The following is a 17,952-nucleotide window of genomic DNA, read 5'->3' as shown; positions in this document are numbered from 1 at the left end:
CCGGGAGGGGCGCACGCCCGTCACCAGCGAGGGAGCCGCAGTTCGTACTCCGGCTGGATCCGCCGCATGTAGCCGGTGTCGTCCCTGCCGCGCATCCCGGAGTCGACGTACCGCCGGTGCAGCCGCTCCAGCTTGTCGTGGTCGAGTTCGACACCGAGCCCCGGCCCGGTCGGCACCCGCACCTCCCCGTCGCGCAGTTCCAGCACACCGGGGACGATCACGTCGTCCGCCGAGTTCCACGGGTAGTGCGTGTCGCAGGAGTGGTCGAGGTTGGGGATGGCCGCGGCGACATGGGTCATCGCGGCGAGGCTGATGCCCAGGTGCGAGTTGGAGTGCATCGACAGGGCGAGCCCGAACGCCTCGCACACGGCGGCCAGTTCCCGGGTCCGGCGCAGCCCGCCCCAGTAGTGGTGGTCGGTGAGCAGGACCTGGATGGCGTTCTGCTCCACGGCCGGCTTCAGATGCTCCCAGGCGATCACGCACATGTTGGTCGCGAGCGGCATGGGGGAGTCCTTCGCCACCTCGGCCATGCCCTCGATGCCCTTGGTCGGGTCCTCCAAGTACTCCAGTACACCGTCGAGTTCACGGGCCACATACCTGGACGTCCCCACCGTCCACGCCACGTTCGGGTCCAGTCGCAGCGGCTGCCCGGGGAAGGCTTCGGCCAGCGCCCGGATCGCGGCGATCTCCTCGTCGGGCGGGAACACACCGCCCTTGAGCTTGAACGACCTGAAGCCGTACCGCTCGTGCATCAGCCGGGCCTGCTCCACGATCCCGGCCGGGTCGAGGGCCTCGCCCCAGTCGTCGGCGATGGCCGCACGGCCGTCGAGCGCGGGGTGCTCGGCCCACTTGTAGAACAGGTACGCGGCGAACGGCACCGAGTCGCGGACCCTGCCGCCCAGCAGATCGCTGACCGGACGGCCGAGCAGTTTGCCCTGCGCGTCGAGACAGGCCACCTCCACCGCCGAGGTGGTCCAGCCCCGCTCGTGGGAGCTGGGCACGTTCGGCAGCACGGCCGCGTCGATCGCGGCGGCGACGGCGGTGGTGTCGAAGACGTCCATGCCGGCCACCACCTTCGCCGCCGTCTGAAGCCGCTCCAGCCGGGCGGCGCCGCCCGGGGACTCGCCGAGGCCCACCGTGCCGTCCTCCAGCACGAGTTGGAGGATGATCCGCAGTGCGAGCGGCTCGTGCACCCCGTTGGAGTTGAGCAGCGGCGGGTCACCGAAGGCGATCGGCGTGATGATCAGCTCGCGGATACGCGTGGAGCTCATGCGGCGGCCACCTCCAGTCCGTGGTCGAGGAGTTTCGCGAGCCGGGCGATGTGCTCCGGCGTCGGATCCAGCAGCGGCGCCCGTACGCCGCCGACGTCCAGGCCGCGCAGTGTCACCCCGGCCTTGACGAGCGACACGGCGTACCCGGGAACCTCGTCGCGCAGGGCGACCAGCGGGCCGTAGAACTCGTCGAGGAGCCGCGAGACCAGCGCCTCGTCGCCCTCGGCCAGGGCCCGGTGGAAGGCCAGGGCGATCTCCGGGGCGAAGGCGAACACCGCCGAGGAGTACAGCTCGACGCCGATGCCCCGGTAGGCGGGCGCGGTCATCTCGGCGGTGGGCAGGCCGTTGAAGAACTCGAAGTCCTCCGTGCCCGGCACGGCACGCACCGCGCGGACGACGCGGTGCATCCGCTCGATGTCCCCGATGCCGTCCTTGAGCCCGACGACCCCGGGCAGGGCGGCGATCTCGGCGGCCGTGTCCTCGGTGAGCCGGGCGGTGCCCCGCTGGTAGAAGACGACGGGCAGCCCGGTGGCCGCGGTGACCTCCCGGACGTAGCGCACCAGACCCCGCTGCGGGGCGCCGACCAGGTAGGGCGGCAGCAGCAGGATGCCGTCGGCGCCGGCACGCTCGACCCGGGCGGCCTGGTCCCGGGCGACCGGCACAGGACCGCCGGCGGCGGCGAAGACCGGGACCCGCCCGGCCGTCGTCCGCACCGCGACCCGGGTGGCCCGCTCGATCTCCTCGGCCGACAGGGCGTGGAACTCGCCGGTGCCGCAGGCGACGAACACACCTCCCGCGCCCGCGGCGACACCCGACTCGATGTGCTGGGCCAGCCGTTCCTCGTCCAGTGAACCGTCCGCCGCGAACGGCGTGACCGGGAAGAACAGCACTCCGTGGAACTTCATGTCTCCCTCATACGTGGGGGGTTGGGTGGTCAGCCCTTGGTGGCACCGGCGGCGATGCCGGTGACCAGCGAGCGCTGGAGGAGCAGATAGACGATCAGGCTGGGGATCAGGGCGATCACCGCACCGGCCAGCACCACCCCCGAGCCGACCTCGGGGTCGGTGCGCAGGATGGACAGGGCGACGGTGACCGTGTAGTCGGTGGGGTCCTTGGCGGCGATCAGGGGCAGCAGATACTGGTCCCAGATCATGATGAAGCCCAGCACCCCTGCCACGCCGAGCGCGGGCTTGCACAGCGGCAGGATGACCTGCCACAGCATCCGCAGCTCACCGACGCCGTCGATACGGGCGGCCTCCTCGATCTCGGCCGGGATGTCCTTCATGAACTCCGTGAGCACCATCACCGAGAAGCCCCAGGCGCCGAGCGGCAGGATGACGCCCCAGACGGTGCCCTTCAGATCGAGTCCGACCACGGGCACATGGCCGAGGACCAGGGACAGCGGGATGGCGATGACCTCCTCGGGGAGCATCATCGTCAGCATGAACAGGGTCAGGATCAGCGCCTGCCCGCGGAACCGGTGCCGGGCCAGGGCGTAGGCGGCGAGCGTGCAGACGACGAGCTGGAGCAGCAGTCCGCCGCCCGCGATGACCAGGGAGTTGCCGAAGTAGTCCCAGATGCCGCGCTCGCCCGCCACCTCGAAGTTCAGCAGGCTCGGGTGGTGGGGGAGGAACGACAGGGTGGAACCGCTGGCCTTCTCGCTGAACGAACCGGAGAAGACCGTCACGAACGGCGCCGCGAAGACGCCCAGGGCGAGTACGCAGAGCAGGACGCGCAGCGCCCAGGCGAGGCCCGGCCGGTCGCTCCAGCCGAGGGCGGTGTCGAAACGGGCGGGGGTGGTGCGCTGCGTCCCGGCGGACTTCCCCGCGGGAGAGGCGGTCACCGGGGTCCGGACGGGGTCGATGGCGGGCGCGCTCATCTCACGTCTCCCCTCTTGCGGAAGTAGTTGACCGTGACGGTGAGCAGCAGCGTCACGCAGAGCAGGAGCACGGAGGCGGCCGAGGCGCCGCCGATGTCGTTGCGGGAGAAGCCGAGGGTGTAGGCGCGGGTCATCCAGACGTCGGTCGACCCGGCCGGACCGCCGCCGGTGAGGACGTACACCTCGGTGAAGACACGCAGTCCGCGGATGGCGGCGAGGGTGAGGACGATGCCGAGGGCCGGGCGGATCGCGGGCAGGGTGATGTGCCGCAGCCGCTGCCACAGCGACACCCCGTCCATCGCGGCGGCCTCGTACAGCGAGCGGTCGACACCCGCCAGCCCGGCGAGGATGATCACCATGTTGTACGGGGCGAGCATCCAGATGCCCATGGCCATGGTCGCCCACAGCGCCGTGCCGGGGTTGTCGAGGTAGGGCACGGGCCCCAGACCGAACAGTCCGAGACCGCTGTTGATGAGGCCGTCGGAGGTCGGGTAGTACATCAGCCGCCACATCTCGCCGACCACCGCGGTGGCGGTGACGACGGGCAGGAAGACGGCGGTCCGGATGATCCTCAGCGAGCGCGCCTGGCCTTCGAGCAGCAGGGCCAGGAGGACGCCGGCGGCTATGCCGCCGAGGGACATGCCGATGCCCAGGACCAGTGTGTGGCCGATGGCGTCCTGGAAGCGGTGGTCGGTCAGGACCCGTGTGTAGTTGTCGAGGCCGACCCACTGGTCACCGAGGAAGGGCCGCACGTCGAAGAAGCTCAGCCAGACGCCCTTGCCCATGGGGAGGAACTTGAAGACCAGCGCGAGCAGCAGACCCGGCACGAGGAACAGCCAGGGCAGTACGGCCTTCTTGCTGAGGAGCCGGGCTCTGCGCGGCCCGGGTGTCGTCACGGTCGCGGTCATTTCAACAGGTCCTGGTCCTTGAGGTCGCCGGCGAGGGTGTCGTTGAGTTCCTTGAGACCGGCCTCGACGTCGCTGCCGCAGTACGTGAAGAGCGCGTTGAGCGCGTCGGCGGTGTCCTGCTTGACCGGTGCGAAGTCGGGGGCGTTGGGGAACTGCACGGAGGCCGTCTCGTAGGCCTTCTGCACCACGCTCCAGCGCGGATCGTCGCGCACCTCGGCCGCGTCCAGCGTGGAGTTGACGGGGATGCGCACGACGGGCTGGTGGTCGCCGGTCATGGCGAGCCTCTGGCCCTCGGGGGAGATCAGGAAGGCCGCGAGCGTCTGTTCCAGCCTGGCCTTCCCGGTCTTGGCGCCGAAGTAGACGTTCTCGCCGTCGGCGAGCACGTCGTTGTTGCCGGCCGGGCCCGACGGCGCGGGCAGGACTTCGTATTTGTCCTTGCCGAGCGCCTTGTCGAACGTGGAGATGTTGTACGGGCCGGTGAGGTACATCCCGGCGTTGCCGTCCTGGAAGTTGGTGGTGTTCGCGGTGACGGAGGTGAGGGCGCTGGGCTGGATGACACCGTTGTCACCGCAGAAGAGGTTGTTCTTCATCCAGGTGACGGTGCGCAGGGCGGCCGCCGAGTCCATGGCGGGCCGGTAGCCGGCGCCGTCCTTCTCGATGATCCGCACGCCGCCCTGCCACAGCCAGCTGGCGCCCCACCAGGCGACATAGCCGTTCTGCGCGCTGCCGGGCACGACCATGCCGTACGTGTCCTCCTTGCCGTCCCCGTCCGGGTCGCGGGTGGCGAAGGCCTTGGCGAGGGCGAGCGTGTCCTGCCAGGTCTTCGGCTGCGGCAGGCCGAGCTTCTCGCGCCAGTCCTTGCGGACGAACAGCGTCATGGCCTGACGGGAGTAGGGGATGCCGTAGTGCTTGCCGTCGCGGCCCACGGTGGACGACCAGGACTGGGCGGTGATCTCGTCGTGTCCGGCGATCGAGGCCGGAGTGATGGGCTTGAGCAGCCCCTGGGCCTGGTAACTGCCCATCAGAGCCGTGTCGTTGATCATGACGTCCGGCAGGTCCTTGGTGGACGCGCGGCTCTGCAACTGCTGGTCGAAGTTCATGACCGGCTGGTAGTCGATCTTGATGCCGGTCTTCTTGGTGAAGGCGGCGAACACCCTCTTGTAGGTCTGGGCGGAGTCCGGATCGCTCCGGGTCCACACCTCCAGCGTGTTCGGATCGCCGGCCCGGGCGCTGCCGGAACCGGAGCCGCAGGCGGCCGTTCCGAACAGGAGACCCGAGACGGCGAGCGCGGCAGCCAGGCGTCGGCGATCCCGCATAGATGGCTCCGTTGTAAGTTCATATCCGTGAACCAACTTCACGGATCTAAATGATCGGCCAAGTTAGGATCGTTTCATCACCATGTCAATACATGGCTGAAAGATTTCACCGAGGTTGCACGAGGCCGCACGAGGCCGTGCGCGGAGCGGGGAACGACAGCGGCCCCAACCGGATGGACCGGTTGGGGCCGTGTGAGAGAGGGTTCGAGGTCAGCCGCGGTGCTCGGCGCGCTCGGCGTGCTTCTTCTTGAGACGGGCCGCCTCCTTGCGGACCTCCGCCTGGGTGGCGCGCTCGCGCTTCAGCCACTCGGGGCTCTGCTGCTTCAGCGTCTCGATCTGTTCGGTGGTGAGGGCCTCGGTGACACCGCCGCGGGCGAGACCCGCGATGGAGACGCCGAGCTTCGCCGCGACCACCGGGCGGGGGTGCGGGCCGTTGCTCCGCAGGTCCCGGAGCCACTGCGGCGGATTCGCCTGGAGCTCGTTGAGCTCGGCGCGCGAGACGACACCCTCCCGGAACTCGGCGGGTGTGGCCTCGAGGTACACACCCAGCTTCTTCGCCGCGGTCGCGGGCTTCATGCTCTGGGTGCTCTGGTGCGACGTCATGCCGTCCAGCGTATCGAGCGTGTGCGCGACCGCTGACCACCGCCGCTGACCACCGCCACTCGCCACGGCCGGTAACCTGGCCGGGTGACAGGCTCGGATGAATCCCCCTCGTTCCGGCTCGTGTACGTCCCCGGGGTGATGCCCGACAAGTGGGTGCGCATCTGGAACGACCGGCAGCCCGATGTCCCGCTGGCTCTGACGCAGGTGCCCGCCGGGGCGGCGGCCGGGCAGCTGCTGGGCGGGGACGCCGACGCGGGCCTCGTACGCCTTCCCGTCGACCGGACGGTCTTCAGCGCGATCCCCCTCTACACCGAGCAGACGGTCGTCGTCGTGCCCCAGGACCACCTGGTCACGGCGGTCGACGAGGTGTCCCCGGAGGATCTGTCCGACGACGTCGTGCTGCACCCCCTCGACGATGTCCTCGACTGGGAGAACCTCCCCGGGCGGCCCGCCTTGGAACGCCCCGCCACCACGGCCGACGCCATCGAACTGGTCGCGGCGGGGATCGGCGTGCTCATCGTCCCCCTGTCGCTCGCCCGTCTCCACCACCGCAAGGACCTCACCCACCGTCCCCTCAAGGACGCCCCCGAGTCGGGGGTTGCCCTGGCCTGGCCCGAGGACGCGACGACGGACCTGGTGGAGGACTTCATCGGCATCGTCCGCGGCCGCACGGCCAACAGCACCCGGGGCCGCCGGCCGGCTCTTCCGGAGGGGAACCCCAAGGGTGGCGCCCGACGAAAGCCGGTGGCCGGGGAGTCGGCGGCCGGGAGGTCGGCCTCTGCGAAGCCCACCGGCAAGGGCGGGCAGTCGGCCGGCCGGAGCGGGCGCGGCGCCCCCAAGGGCGGCAGGCGCGGTAAACCGCGCCGCCGTTCGTAGCCTGGGGGCCCGCCGCCGGAGCGCGACTCCCGGCCCGCCCCGGTTCACCCGGCCGGCGGGGACGGTTGCGGCTGCCCGTAGGACGGGTTGGGGGCGACCGTCTGCAGATCCTTCAGGTCTTCGGGTATCGGCAGCACGCGGACCGGTGCACCCTGCTGGGGCGGCGGCGGCGTCGTCTGCTCCTGGGGCAGTTTGGGCGGGGCGGTGATCTGGAAGCTGACCTGCTCTTGGTTGATCAGGCCGGTCTTCTCCAGGACCGTGATGTGGTCGAGAACGGTGTCGTTGGTCGTATCTGCGAGCTCCCGCACGAGGCTGTTCCGGGTGGTCGCCCGGATCTTGGCGATCGTCGGGAAGATGCCCCCGTGCGCGACTCGCATGATGGTCACGGCCGTGGACTCGAACTCCTTGCCGGTGCTGCCTTCCGCCGTCGCCACGAACTGCTGCTGCTGCGGCGACGGCTCGTTCGGCAGGGTGATTCCCAGGTCCGTGGAGACCTTGCGGCAGCCCGCGTCGAGCCGGCCGTGACCCACGAGCAGATGCTCGGCGACTTCCCGCATCTCCTTCGACGAGCTCCGCTCCATGATCAGCTGCCCCATCGGGTACTCCCACAGTCCGGCCGCACGCACGCGGACCACGAAGTCGCGGTCCGCCTCGGTCAGCGGACCCCACTGGGTGTTGGCGATGATGCGGTCCTGACCGGAGGCCGCGTTCTCCACGCCCAGCATGCTGGGGTAGGCGAGCGCGGTGAGCGTAAGGATCAACGCACCGCCCACGAACGCGGTTCCTGCCGTGCTGCGCGAGATGCGCATCGTGCCTCCTGGGATATGAACGGCCCAACGCCAGGAGGTACGGATGCCAGCGGCGAAACAATCACCGCTGCCGCAAAAAATTTGGTGAACCGACCGGGTCCGGTGCCGAGGGCGGTACGGCACCGGACCCGGTCGGAAAGGCTCAGGGGCGGAACGAGGCCGCGCCCGCCGCGCTCACCACCTTGTCGCCGTCCGTCCTGCTCAGCAGCCCGGCCGTCACCCACGCGTCCACCGTGGACCGCACCCGTGCCACCAGCGCCCCCTTGTTCCGGAACGGCGCCCCCGCCCAGACCTCGTCCAGCAGCGTGGTGCCGTCCGGCTTCGCCGGGTTGGCGAGGCCCGAGTCCCGGCCGCCGACGACGACCTTCGGCTCCGAGCGCCGGAAGTAGGCGTGCGTCGGATCCTCCGTCCCCTCGAAGAAGGGTGCCCACTCGGTCCCGTCCAGTCTGAAGTGCAGCGGCTTGCCCGGAACCGCCGTGAGGGAGTGCGACAGGTCGCCGGACAGCCCGGCGTCGCTGTACAGACCGACCTTCAGGTACTCCGTCGCGGCGTCGCGGGCGACCAGGTTGACCGGGCCGTGGAACAGGGTCTGCAGGGTCGGGTCGTCCAGGGCCTTCTCCACCCGTGTCCGGAACGGCATGGCGATGCGGACGGTGTCGCCGGCCCGCCAGGTCCGGGACACGTCGAAGTAGCTCCCGGGCTTCGGAGTCCCGGACACCGCACGCCCGTTGACGGTCACCCGGAACCCGGCCGTCGCCCATGACGGCACCCGCAGCCGCAGCGTGAAGGAGGCCCGGCGGCCCCCGAAGGCCAGCGTGCTGCCCTGCTCCTGCGGATAGCGGGTGGTCTGCGTGACCGTGACGCCCTTCTCGGCCCAGGTCAGCGTCGACGGGCTGTACAGGTTGACGTACAGGGCGCTGCCGTCGGCCTTCGCGAAGTACACCGAGTCCTGGTACTTCGTGGCGCTCTCCATGCCGGTGCCCTCGCAGCAGGTCGTGCCCTGCTTGGGCGTGTAGTCCCGGACATGCCCGGGCGTCAGCCCGATGAAGTACGTGACGAGCGGCTTCTCCGCATCCGGCTTGTCCTGTTTCGAACCGAGCACCTGGTTGTACAGGGCCCGCTCGTAGTAGTCCATGTACTTCGGGTCCTGCTCGTGGAAGAACAGGGCCCGGCTCAGTTTGAGCATGTTGTACGCGCAGCACGTCTCGGCGGTGGCCCCGCCGATGGTGCCCGCGATCACGTCCCGGGCCTTCCAGAACTCCCCGGTACTGGTGCCGCCGATGCCGTACATGCGGTGCGGTACCACCATGTCCCAGAAGTTCTTCGCCGCCGTCAGATAGCGCTCCTCGCCCGTCTCGTCGTACAGCCGCACATACCCGGTGAAGATCGGGATGTGCTGGTTGGCGTGCAGCCCGTCGAGGATGTCGGTGTTCGCCGCACACGCGTCGATCAGCCGGTCCAGGTCGAACAGCTTGGCCAGCGCGAGGTGTTCGGACTTGCCGGTGATCGTGTGCAGGTCGCAGATCGCCTCGACGATGCCGCCGAACTCGCCGCTGGAGAAGATCCCCCACATGCGCTGCAGCGTGGACTCGGGCAGCTTGGACAGCCGGGAGTACATCCAGTCGCACATGCCGGACGCGAGGTCGAGGGCCCGGTCGTCGTCCGTGGCGGTGTACGCGTCGAGCAGCCCCCTGAGGATCTTGTGCGCGGTGTAGTACGGCGCCCACACCTTGGTGTAGTCGGAGCTGGTCCTCGACTCCAGGTCGATGAACTGCGTCTCCGGGTACGCCGCGAGGAACCCGGGGTGACTCGGTCCGCCCCAGGTGCGGCGCAGGGTGGCGGTCAGGCCTCGGCCGGAGGCGTCCGCGAACGTCCCGCCGGTCGTCTCGTCGAAGGCGTACGACGCCAGATCGCCCCGGCCCGTCGAGGCGTCGGCGGCCCGGCGGCTCTGCAGCTCGGTGATCTCGGCGGCGGTCAGTGCCCGCGAGAAGACGTTGAACTCCTCGTAGGCGCCCGCGAAGACCGGGTCGGCGGAGTAGTTCGAGCGGCCCAGCCAGTTGTTCTTCAGGGTGCCGAGGGCCGCCGGGGTGAGGCTCATCGCGGTGTTCCGCGCGACGGCGGCGCCGTTGACGTAGAGCGTGCCGGTGCCGCCCGCGATCGTCACCGCCAGGTGGCTCCACTGGTTCAGCGGCAGCGCTGCCGTGCCGTTCAGGGCCTGCTCGCCGCCGGCGCCCGACGTGGTGATGGCGAAGCGCGGCACCCCGGCCTCGTTGCGGGCGGCCAGATACAGGTAACGCGTGGTGTCGTCGCCGAAGTCGAAGACGCGGGTCCAGCCGGCGTCGTGCGTGGGACGCACCCAGACGGAGAGGGTGATGGCCGAAGCCCCGCCGAGCACGGCCGCCGGCAGATCGACGTACTGGTAGGAGCCCCGCACCTGATCCGCGCCGGTCCCGAACCTCCCGGGGACGCTCAGCACCGCCGGGTCCCGCCGCAGCGCCGCGCGCACCTCGGTCAGGGCCCCGACCATCGTGCCGATCCGGTCGGCGAACACCGGTTCCTTCGTTCCGCGGTACGCCTGCGCCAGCATGGTCAGGAAGTGGCCGGTGTAGTGCCCCCGCAGGTTGCCGTTGGCCTCACCGTCCAGCCCCTCCCAGCCGCCGGGGGCGACCGCGCCACCGGTGGCGAGACCGGCGTTGGCGCGGAACACCTGGAGCAGCCGGTTCACGTCGTAGCCGCGGGCGTGGTCCAGCATCAGCTGCCGCTTGTCGGCGAAGAGGCCCCGGCCGAGACTGACGTCCTCCGGATCGAAGGGCCGGACGGTCCAGGCGGACGGGATGTCCAGGGCTGCCGCCGCGACGGCCGCGGCCGCGGGAGCCGCCGTGGCCCGGCCGGCCGTCGTCTCGGAGAGCGCGGGCGCGGCAGCGGCGATCGCCGCTGCCTGAAGAAGGGTCCTTCTGGAGACAGGCCGTGCCATGTGTTGCTCCTCCACGGGTCCACGGTGCTCGGAGATGCCGATATATCGAACGCTGTGCGAGTAGTCGACCAGACCCTAGGAAGGGGACGGGAGAGCGTCAACGGGGCGGGAGGGGTGAAGTTCAGGAAAGGCCGGGCGAGTTCAGGAGCCAGTCGTATGCGGCTCGGGCCGTGAACTCCTTCTGGCCGCCCCGCAGGAGCAGACCCGCGGTGGCGAACTCCGGCGCGTCCGCCTGAGCCGCGACGTACGGAAGGGCGATGCACCGCATCCCCGCCGCGTGCGCGGCGGCGGCGCCCGGTGCGGCGTCCTCCAGCACCACGCAGGCCGCCGGGTCCGCCCCGAGCCGGCGGGCCGCCTCCAGGAAGACGTCGGGGGCCGGCTTGCCGTGCGCGACCTCGTCCGCCGAGACGACCGTCCGCAGATGGGCATCCAGGCCCGTGCCCGCCAGGACCGCCTCGATGGCCTCGGGCGAGGACCCCGAGGCCACGGCCATGGGCACGCCTTCGGCCGCCAGCAGCTCGACGAACGTGCGCATTTCGGGGTACGCGTGCGTCGACCTGCGCGCCAGTTCCAGATAGCGACGGTTCTTTGCGGTGAACAGCTCCTCGGCGGAGGCCCGCAGGCCGTACCGCTCGACCCAGTCCGCGACCGTCTCCTGCGTGCTGATGCCGACGTACCGCTCGTGATCCGTCCAGCCGAAGTCGGTGACGCCGTGCTCGGCGAGGGTCTGCCGGCCCGCCTCGTAGTAGTTCGGCTCGCTGTCCACGAGAGTTCCGTCGAGATCGAAGATGACCGATATGTCGCCGAGATTGCTCATGGTTCCAGCATGTCAAAGACCATGATCCGCAGGCTGCCGGGGGCTCAGGGCCGGGCCGCGCGGCCGATCGACTCCACCAGCGGCAGCAGCCGGTGGGGGACCCGCTCGCGCAGGGCGATCTCGGTGCGGGTGCGGACGACCCCGGGCAGACTGATCAGCTTCTGGACGACGTCCTCCAGATGCGCGTTGTCCCGCGCCACGACCCGCGTGAGCAGATCCCCGCCGCCCGTGATGGAGAACGCCTCGACGATCTCGGGCACCGCCGCCAGCGCGTCGCCCACCTCGTCGAGATGCCCCTGGGTGACCTCGATGTGCACGAACGCGAGCACCGGATGCCCGAGCGCGGCTGGGGAGAGGGCCGGCGCCGTGCCGGTGATCACGCCGTCGCGTTCCAGACGGTCGAGCCGGGCCTGCAACGTGCCCCGGGCGACACCGAGGATCCGGGCGTACTCGCGCACGCTCGTGCGCGGCTGCTCCAGCAGCAGCCGCAGGATGCGGGTGTCGAGCTCGTCCACGGTCATGCCACGCCCTCCTCGTCGATTGCCCTGCTCGCCCCGTACTGGGGGGCGCGCCGCCAGGGTCAGGCCGCCTGGTGCTCTGAATGGTGGTGCGCTGAGTGTGTCAGGTGCTGCGCAGGGCCTGGGCAGCAGTCTGATCCAATGGCCTCCCATCGGACCACGTCCAGGCTGGCCAGTTGTGCCATTGGCACTGTCAAGAGCGTGACAGTTGAGCCATTGGGCCTCAAGGTGGTTACCTGGTCCCATCCATGCACTTGCGGCGCCGCGTAGCGCCGGACGGCGACGAGGCCGGTCCGGACCGCGGTGCCTTCGTCCTGCCTGCTTGTCGTCCGCCACCCGGGACGACCGCGGGCGGGACGCGTACCACCGCGAGGGGGCGGCGCACCGCCGTGAAGAGGATGTTCGTGGCTCCGGACCCGGGGCGCTTGAGGCTGCGGAACGCGACCCGCGCTGTCGTCGGTGTCGCCGCCGCCGTCGCCGTTTCCGAACTCTGCGGGCTGTCGCTCACCGCATCGATCACCGGAGGGCTCGCGGCACTGCTCGCCCTCTTCACGGTCACCGACGCCACCGTCCGTGACCAGCGGATCACCACCGCGCTGTTTCCCGTCGCCGGATTCCCCGTGCTGGCGCTCGCCACCACACTGCACGGCATCGCCCCGGCCCGTGACGCCGCGTTCCTGGCTGTCGTCTTCTGTGGGGTCTACGCCCGCCGCTGGGGCCCGCGGGGGCACGCGCTCGGGGTCTTCGCGTTCATGAACTTCTTCATCACGCAGTTCCTGCACGCCGTTCCCGCCCAGCTGCCCGAGCTGTACACCGCCGTCGGCCTAGCTCTCTTCGCGGCCGGCGCCACGCGCTTCGTGCTCTGGCCCATCGAGCGCCACACCCCGTCCGCGGCAGCCCCGCCGGCCCTGCCCGGCAGCGGACTGGCGCGGCCCACCACCCGGCAGGCCTTCCAGGCCACGGCCGCCTCGGCTCTCGCGCTTCTGGCCGGGCAACTGCTCTCCGAAGAGCGCTGGTACTGGGCCGTCGGTACTGCTTGGTGGATCTTCGTCAACACCGCTTCCCGCGGCGAAACCCTGGTCCGCGGTTTCCGCCGGGTCTTCGGAACTGTGGTCGGTATCGCCGTCGGTCTGCTCGTCGCCATCCCACTGCATGGCGCGCCCGTGCCGACGGCCGCCCTGGTCGCCGTCTGTGTCTTCGGCATCTTCTACACCGCGGCCGTGTCGTATTCCTGGATGATGCTGGCAGTGACGGTCATGGTCAGCTTGCTCTACGGCCTGCTGGGCGTGCTGGACCCCGGCCTGCTCGGGCTCCGTCTCGCGGAGACCGGAGTGGGCGCACTGTGTGCCGGGCTGGCCGTGGTCCTCGTCCTGCCGGTCACCACGCACGCCACGAACCATGCCTGGATCCAGCGGGCACTGCACTGTGTCCACGCTGCCACCGCCGAGGCGACCGCTCGCCTCGCGGGAGACCCGAAGGGCGACCCCGCCCCGCACGCCGCCGAACTGGAACTGCTGCTCGGCCGGGTACGGATGGCACTCGCCCCGTTGATGCACCCTTTGACTCCCTTCCGTGCTCGCAAAGCCCGTGCCCGCCAGGTCATCGAGCTGCTCGACGACTGTGCCCGCGAAGTGCGGGGTCTGGTGTCCGTCGCCGCCGACCCTGTCGCGTCGCACGACGCCCGTCTGACCGCGGCCTGCCAACGCGTGCAGGCTGCGGTCGAGGCGCTCACCGACGGCGGAGACGTCTCGGTGCGGGCGGAAGCCCCCGCCGCGACGGAACCCGCCCTGGCCCACCTCCACGGCCTGGAACGGGCCCTGACGGAACTTGCCCGTCCGCTCCGCACACCGTCGGGTTCGCCGTGGGTCGGGGCGTGAGCGCCGCACGCCTCCGGAACGGGCCCCGGCCGGTCTCGCTCGGCCGCGGGGTATCCCGTCGGGGTCGCCGCTCTGCAGTGCGGGAGCGGGCCCGGCTCAGTCCTTGACCGTTTGGTCTAGACCGCGCATGATCGGCAGCGCCGTCATTCCGGACGGTTGAGGGACGCATGCGCGACGAGAGGGGACAGCCGTGGCTGACGACGGCGGGCGGCGGGCGTACATCGGGTCGTTCACGGCGGCCGGCGGCCCCGGGATCGTGACGGCGGCCGTCGATGCCAGCGGCGCGCTGACCGCCCTGAGCAGCGTCGACGCCCTCCCCGACCCCGCCTACCTGGCTCTGTCCCCCGACGCGGACATCCTGTACGCGGTCAGTGAGACGGCCGAGGGCGCGGTGGCCGCGTACCGCGTGGACGGGGAGCAGCCCGAGCCGGCCGGGCGGCCCGTGCCGGTCGACGGGGACGGGCCGACTCACCTCAGCCTGTTCGCCGGACACCTCCTGACCGCCAACTACGGCTCCGGCAGCGTCACCGCGATCCGCGTCCGCCCCGACGGCACCCTCGCCCGGTCCGCCGCCCACGTGCTCCAGCACACCGGCTCGGGCCCGCACACCCCGCGCCAGCAGGGGCCGCACGCCCACCACGTGCAGGCCGACCCGAGCGGCCGGTGGATCGTCAGCGTCGACCTCGGCACCGACTCCGTGCGGGTCTGCACGCTGACGGACGGCACCCTCGCCCTGCACCGGGAGACCGCCCTGCGGCCCGGCTCGGGCCCACGGCACCTCGCCTTCCACCCGGACGGGTCGTACGCGTACGTCGTCAACGAACTCACCCCCTCCGTCACCGTCTGCCGCTGGGACGCGGCCGAGGGCGTGCTGACACCGCTGACCGAAACCCCGGTCCTGCCGGGCGCACCGGCGCGCGGCGCCTACCCCTCGGGCATCGTCGCCTCACCCGACGGCCGCTTCGTGTGGACCGCCACCCGCGGCGAGGACGTCCTGTCCGTGCTCGCCGTCGAGGACGAGGAACTGCGGCTGATCGCCACGGTGCCCTGCGGCGGCCACTGGCCACGCGCCCTCACCACCTCCGGCGGCTTCCTCTACGTCGCCAACGAACGCTCCGGCGACGTGACCTGGTTCGCCACCGACCCGCGCACGGGCATCCCGCGACGCGCCGGCTCGATCGGGGTGCCGGCGGCGTCGTGCGTGATCCTCGGCTGACAGGGGGTGCCGGGGTGCCGGGTGCCGGGGGCCTCTCGCCGACGACGGAGGCCCGCCCCGACGAAGAAGGCCCGCCCCGACCGGGGCGGGCCTTCTCAGTCGTACCAGGGGACGTCAGCGGACCGGCGTGCCCTGAGCCTGCTGCGGCGTGATCCCCAGCGCCGTCGTGTACTTGGCCAGCGCCAGCTTCCCGATCGCCGGGTACGGCCCGAGCGACTCGGCGGCGGAGCACTCCGCCTCCTTCGCGGCCTCCTCGACCAGCCCCGGCTCGATCTCCGGCCCGATCAGATACGGCGCGAGGGCCAGCTGCTGCGAACCCGAGGAGCGCAGCTGCTCGGCGACGGAGGCGATGGAGCCCTCCTGGTCCAGGGCCGCCGCCATCACCGGCACCGCGAGACGCGCGGCGAGCAGCATGCCGGTGATCCCGGCCGCCTGCACGGCCTCGTCACCTCCCACGGACGCCAGGATGATGCCGTCGGCGGCGGTCGCCACGGTGAACAGCCGGGCACGGTCCGCCCGGGCCAGACCGGCCTCGGAGAGCCGCACGTGCAGCGCCTCGGCGAGCAGCGGGTGCGGGCCGAGGACATCGGTCAGCTCGGCGGCGATCCGGCTCTCCATGACGGCCTGGCGGACCCGGCGCAGCAGCGCGCTGTCCGGACCGGCGAGCAGCGGCACGACGACGGCGACGGGACCGTCGGGCTCCCTGACGTCCATGCCGGCGGCACGCGCCTGCTCGAAGCGGGCGGTGCGCTCCTCGGCGGTGTAGGTGAGCACAGCCTGAAGCGTGGGGAACTCCGCGTTGTCCCCGTCGAGGTACCCGATGCGGGCGTCGAGGCCGGGCAGCTCGGAGCGGGCGATGCTGACGACCTCTTCGGCGAGGCTGCGGGTGGCGCTACTGGGCGTGCCCGGCACGGCGAGGACGAGCGCGGGCGCGCCCTCGGGAGCCACCAGCGGCTCCGGACGGCGGTGCCGTCCGGGCTGGCGGGGTCGCGGCATTCGTACTGGGAGGCCGGACTCGGGTCCAGTGGGGGAACTCATGGCGCCGCATGTTACTGGCTTCTTGGGCTCCCCTGTTCGGGGAGGGGGCAGGTGAGCGGTATCCGTCCGGTTTTGTCTGATGAGTTACGTACCGATGGAATGACGTGCGGATGGTGCGCGACCGGATCAGTCACCCGACGGGATCAGTCACCCGACGGGGTTGCCACGCTCAGCATGGCCTTGTCACCCGGCAGAGTGAGCGGACCGGTGCTCAGCTCCGTCGCCAGGCGCACCGAGCCGTGCAGCGGATCGCCCTCGGCCGGCACCCGGCGCGCGTGCGGGAGCCGCTGCGCCAGTTCCTCGTCGAGGGGGACGAGGAGCGGGTCGCCCATCCTGAACAGGCCGCCGGTGACGGCGACGCGCGGCTCACCGCCGGACGGGCACACGGCCGCCGCGGAGTCGGCCATGTGCCGGGCGGCCGCGCGCAGGATGGCCGACGCCACCGGGTCCCCGTCCGCGCAGGCGGCCACCCGGGGTGCGAACGAGGCGAGGACGGCGGGCCGGTCCGGGCGCGGATACAGTGCGCCGGGCAACCCCGCCACGGGCCCGAACACCTCCTCGGCGCAGGCCAGCAGCCGGGCCGAGCCTCCCTCCCGCCCGTCATGGGCCCGCAGCGCCGCCTCCAGCCCGGCCCGCCCGATCCAGGCGCCGCCGCCGCAGTCGCCGAGCAGATGACCCCAGCCGTCCGCCCGACGCCAGCCCGCCAGGTCGGTGCCGATCGCGATCAGTCCCGTACCGCCGGCGATCACGGCACCCGGCCGGGGCCCGAGGGCACCCGCGTACGCGGTCACCGCGTCCGCGGCCAGCGCGACCCTGCGCACGCCGAACTCCCGGGCCAGGGCGCCCGGCAGCTCCGCGCGCAGCCCGGCACCGAGAGAGGCGAGCCCGGCCGCGCCGACGACGGCGGCGGTCAGCCGCACGGGACCGGCCTCGGCGGTCAGGGCACGCACCAGGGGCACGAGCCGTGCCATGAAGTGCTCGGGGTCGATGCCCCGGTCACCCGTGCGCACCGGCTCGTCGGAAGCCCGCCGGGCGAGCGGTCCGCGCTCGGCGGTTCCCGCGACCACCCGGAGCCCGGACCCGCCGGAGTCCACGGCGAGAAAGCCGGAACCTGCCGACGCCCAGCCTTCCGACGCCGAGTCCTCCGACGCCCCGGTCACGGCAGGCGCCAGTCCACGGGTTGACCGCCCTGCCGGATCAGCAGGTCGTTGGCCCGGCTGAACGGACGTGAGCCGAAGAAGCCCCGGTCCGCCGACATGGGGGAGGGGTGGGCGGATTCGACGGAGGGCAGATCGCCGAGCAGCGGGCGCAGGTTGCGGGCGTCACGGCCCCAGAGGATGGACACCAGGGGCTTGCCGCGCGCCGCGAGGGCCCGGATCGCCTGCTCGGTGACCTCCTCCCAGCCCTTGCCCCGGTGGGCACCGGGCTTGCGCGGGGCAGTGGTGAGCGCCCTGTTGAGCAGCAGCACGCCCTGCCGCGTCCACGGCGTGAGGTCACCGCTGGACGGCTGCGGCAGGCCCAGATCGGCGTGCAGCTCCCGGAAGATGTTGATGAGGCTGCCGGGCAGCGGCCGCACCTCGGGCGCGACCGAGAACGACAGTCCCACCGCGTGCCCCGGGGTGGGGTACGGGTCCTGACCGACGATCAGGACCCGTACGTCGTCGAAGGGCTGCTGGAAGGCCCGCAACACGTTCGGCCCGTCCGGGAGGTAGGTGCGTCCCGCGGCGATCTCCGCGCGGAGGAAGTCCCCCATGGCGGCGACGCGTTCGGCCACCGGTTCCAGGGCCTTCGCCCAGCCCGCTTCGACGATTTCATGCAAGGGTCGTGGTGCCACGGGCGTCACCCTACTG

Annotated in this window: 16 protein-coding genes; 3 read left to right on the top strand and 13 right to left on the bottom strand. The window is 71.5% G+C overall.

What is annotated here, in order from left to right:
* Positions 1–20: 20 nt before the first annotated feature.
* The 6 genes from AC07F0_RS21395 to AC07F0_RS21370 form a co-directional block, all read right to left on the bottom strand.
* The gene (locus tag AC07F0_RS21395) at positions 21–1,271 is read right to left on the bottom strand and encodes a glucarate dehydratase family protein (RefSeq protein WP_478980977.1); all 1,251 of its coding nucleotides are present in this window, start codon (positions 1,269–1,271) and stop codon (positions 21–23) included.
* Positions 1,268–2,176 carry a 5-dehydro-4-deoxyglucarate dehydratase gene (locus tag AC07F0_RS21390; RefSeq protein WP_478980975.1) on the bottom strand — a complete coding sequence of 303 codons (909 nt, stop codon included), beginning with the start codon at positions 2,174–2,176 and terminating at the stop codon, positions 1,268–1,270. Before AC07F0_RS21390 ends, AC07F0_RS21395 begins: the two co-directional genes overlap by 4 nt.
* Before the next feature lie 29 nt (positions 2,177–2,205).
* Complete coding sequence (locus tag AC07F0_RS21385; protein ID WP_478980973.1) at positions 2,206–3,150, bottom strand: carbohydrate ABC transporter permease; 945 nt, start codon at positions 3,148–3,150, stop codon at positions 2,206–2,208.
* Positions 3,147–4,058 carry a carbohydrate ABC transporter permease gene (locus tag AC07F0_RS21380; RefSeq protein WP_478980971.1) on the bottom strand — a complete coding sequence of 304 codons (912 nt, stop codon included), beginning with the start codon at positions 4,056–4,058 and terminating at the stop codon, positions 3,147–3,149. The genes AC07F0_RS21385 and AC07F0_RS21380 overlap by 4 nt, the downstream gene beginning before the upstream one ends.
* The gene (locus AC07F0_RS21375; RefSeq protein ID WP_478980969.1) at positions 4,055–5,374 is read right to left on the bottom strand and encodes a sugar ABC transporter substrate-binding protein; all 1,320 of its coding nucleotides are present in this window, start codon (positions 5,372–5,374) and stop codon (positions 4,055–4,057) included. The genes AC07F0_RS21380 and AC07F0_RS21375 overlap by 4 nt, the downstream gene beginning before the upstream one ends.
* 210 nt (positions 5,375–5,584) lie before the next feature.
* Positions 5,585–5,977 (bottom strand): DUF5997 family protein, encoded by a 393-nt coding sequence (locus AC07F0_RS21370; protein ID WP_478980967.1) that lies wholly within the window; start codon positions 5,975–5,977, stop codon positions 5,585–5,587.
* A gap of 84 nt (positions 5,978–6,061) precedes the next feature.
* Between AC07F0_RS21370 and AC07F0_RS21365 the strand changes: the two genes are divergently transcribed.
* Positions 6,062–6,853: a LysR family transcriptional regulator substrate-binding protein gene (locus AC07F0_RS21365; RefSeq protein WP_478980966.1), complete on the top strand. Its 792-nt coding sequence runs from the start codon at positions 6,062–6,064 to the stop codon at positions 6,851–6,853.
* A 44-nt stretch (positions 6,854–6,897) separates the two neighbouring features.
* On the opposite strand, the gene AC07F0_RS21360 is transcribed toward AC07F0_RS21365, so the two are convergent.
* From AC07F0_RS21360 to AC07F0_RS21345, 4 genes are all read right to left on the bottom strand, one after another.
* Positions 6,898–7,662, bottom strand: a complete 765-nt coding sequence (locus AC07F0_RS21360; RefSeq protein WP_478980964.1) for a DUF4142 domain-containing protein — start codon at positions 7,660–7,662, stop codon at positions 6,898–6,900.
* A gap of 142 nt (positions 7,663–7,804) precedes the next feature.
* The gene (locus tag AC07F0_RS21355) at positions 7,805–10,636 is read right to left on the bottom strand and encodes a beta-L-arabinofuranosidase domain-containing protein (protein ID WP_478980962.1); all 2,832 of its coding nucleotides are present in this window, start codon (positions 10,634–10,636) and stop codon (positions 7,805–7,807) included.
* Between the two features lie 121 nt (positions 10,637–10,757).
* Positions 10,758–11,453: an HAD family hydrolase gene (locus AC07F0_RS21350; RefSeq protein WP_478980960.1), complete on the bottom strand. Its 696-nt coding sequence runs from the start codon at positions 11,451–11,453 to the stop codon at positions 10,758–10,760.
* Between the two features lie 44 nt (positions 11,454–11,497).
* On the bottom strand, positions 11,498–11,974 hold the full coding sequence (locus AC07F0_RS21345) for an Lrp/AsnC family transcriptional regulator (RefSeq protein ID WP_478980958.1): 477 nt from the start codon (positions 11,972–11,974) through the stop codon (positions 11,498–11,500).
* A gap of 395 nt (positions 11,975–12,369) precedes the next feature.
* Here AC07F0_RS21345 and AC07F0_RS21340 point away from each other — a divergent pair, with 395 nt between their 5' ends.
* On the top strand, positions 12,370–13,848 hold the full coding sequence (locus AC07F0_RS21340; protein ID WP_478981036.1) for an FUSC family protein: 1,479 nt from the start codon (positions 12,370–12,372) through the stop codon (positions 13,846–13,848).
* Positions 13,849–14,038: 190 nt separating this feature from the next.
* Complete coding sequence (locus AC07F0_RS21335; RefSeq protein WP_478980956.1) at positions 14,039–15,064, top strand: lactonase family protein; 1,026 nt, start codon at positions 14,039–14,041, stop codon at positions 15,062–15,064.
* Positions 15,065–15,178: 114 nt separating this feature from the next.
* Here AC07F0_RS21335 and AC07F0_RS21330 read toward each other — a convergent pair whose 3' ends face one another.
* From AC07F0_RS21330 to AC07F0_RS21320, 3 genes are all read right to left on the bottom strand, one after another.
* Entirely contained in the window at positions 15,179–16,102 is a 924-nt protein-coding gene (locus AC07F0_RS21330) for a sirohydrochlorin chelatase (protein WP_356929170.1), read from the bottom strand.
* Positions 16,103–16,245: 143 nt separating this feature from the next.
* Positions 16,246–17,262, bottom strand: coding sequence for an N-acetylglucosamine kinase (locus AC07F0_RS21325; protein WP_478980954.1), 1,017 nt, complete (start codon positions 17,260–17,262; stop codon positions 16,246–16,248).
* Positions 17,259–17,936, bottom strand: coding sequence for a uracil-DNA glycosylase (locus tag AC07F0_RS21320; RefSeq protein ID WP_478980952.1), 678 nt, complete (start codon positions 17,934–17,936; stop codon positions 17,259–17,261). The genes AC07F0_RS21325 and AC07F0_RS21320 overlap by 4 nt, the downstream gene beginning before the upstream one ends.
* Positions 17,937–17,952: the final 16 nt, after the last annotated feature.

The organism is Streptomyces sp. NPDC045955 (assembly GCF_056430805.1).
The sequence above is the reverse complement of the archived record's forward strand: the minus strand, read 5'-3'. Positions and strand labels throughout refer to the sequence as shown.

Excerpts from the sequence above, each read along its gene's own strand:
- AC07F0_RS21375 (WP_478980969.1), bottom strand. The coding sequence starts at position 5,374 with ATGCGGGATCGCCGACGCCTGGCTGCCGCGCTCGCCGTCTCGGGTCTC.
- AC07F0_RS21380 (WP_478980971.1), bottom strand. The coding sequence starts at position 4,058 with ATGACCGCGACCGTGACGACACCCGGGCCGCGCAGAGCCCGGCTCCTC.
- AC07F0_RS21390 (WP_478980975.1), bottom strand. The coding sequence starts at position 2,176 with ATGAAGTTCCACGGAGTGCTGTTCTTCCCGGTCACGCCGTTCGCGGCG.
- AC07F0_RS21370 (WP_478980967.1), bottom strand. The coding sequence starts at position 5,977 with ATGACGTCGCACCAGAGCACCCAGAGCATGAAGCCCGCGACCGCGGCG.
- AC07F0_RS21355 (WP_478980962.1), bottom strand. The coding sequence starts at position 10,636 with ATGGCACGGCCTGTCTCCAGAAGGACCCTTCTTCAGGCAGCGGCGATC.
- AC07F0_RS21345 (WP_478980958.1), bottom strand. The coding sequence starts at position 11,974 with ATGACCGTGGACGAGCTCGACACCCGCATCCTGCGGCTGCTGCTGGAG.
- AC07F0_RS21340 (WP_478981036.1), top strand. The coding sequence starts at position 12,370 with ATGTTCGTGGCTCCGGACCCGGGGCGCTTGAGGCTGCGGAACGCGACC.
- AC07F0_RS21330 (WP_356929170.1), bottom strand. The coding sequence starts at position 16,102 with ATGAGTTCCCCCACTGGACCCGAGTCCGGCCTCCCAGTACGAATGCCG.
- AC07F0_RS21385 (WP_478980973.1), bottom strand. The coding sequence starts at position 3,150 with ATGAGCGCGCCCGCCATCGACCCCGTCCGGACCCCGGTGACCGCCTCT.
- AC07F0_RS21360 (WP_478980964.1), bottom strand. The coding sequence starts at position 7,662 with ATGCGCATCTCGCGCAGCACGGCAGGAACCGCGTTCGTGGGCGGTGCG.
- AC07F0_RS21350 (WP_478980960.1), bottom strand. The coding sequence starts at position 11,453 with ATGAGCAATCTCGGCGACATATCGGTCATCTTCGATCTCGACGGAACT.
- AC07F0_RS21395 (WP_478980977.1), bottom strand. The coding sequence starts at position 1,271 with ATGAGCTCCACGCGTATCCGCGAGCTGATCATCACGCCGATCGCCTTC.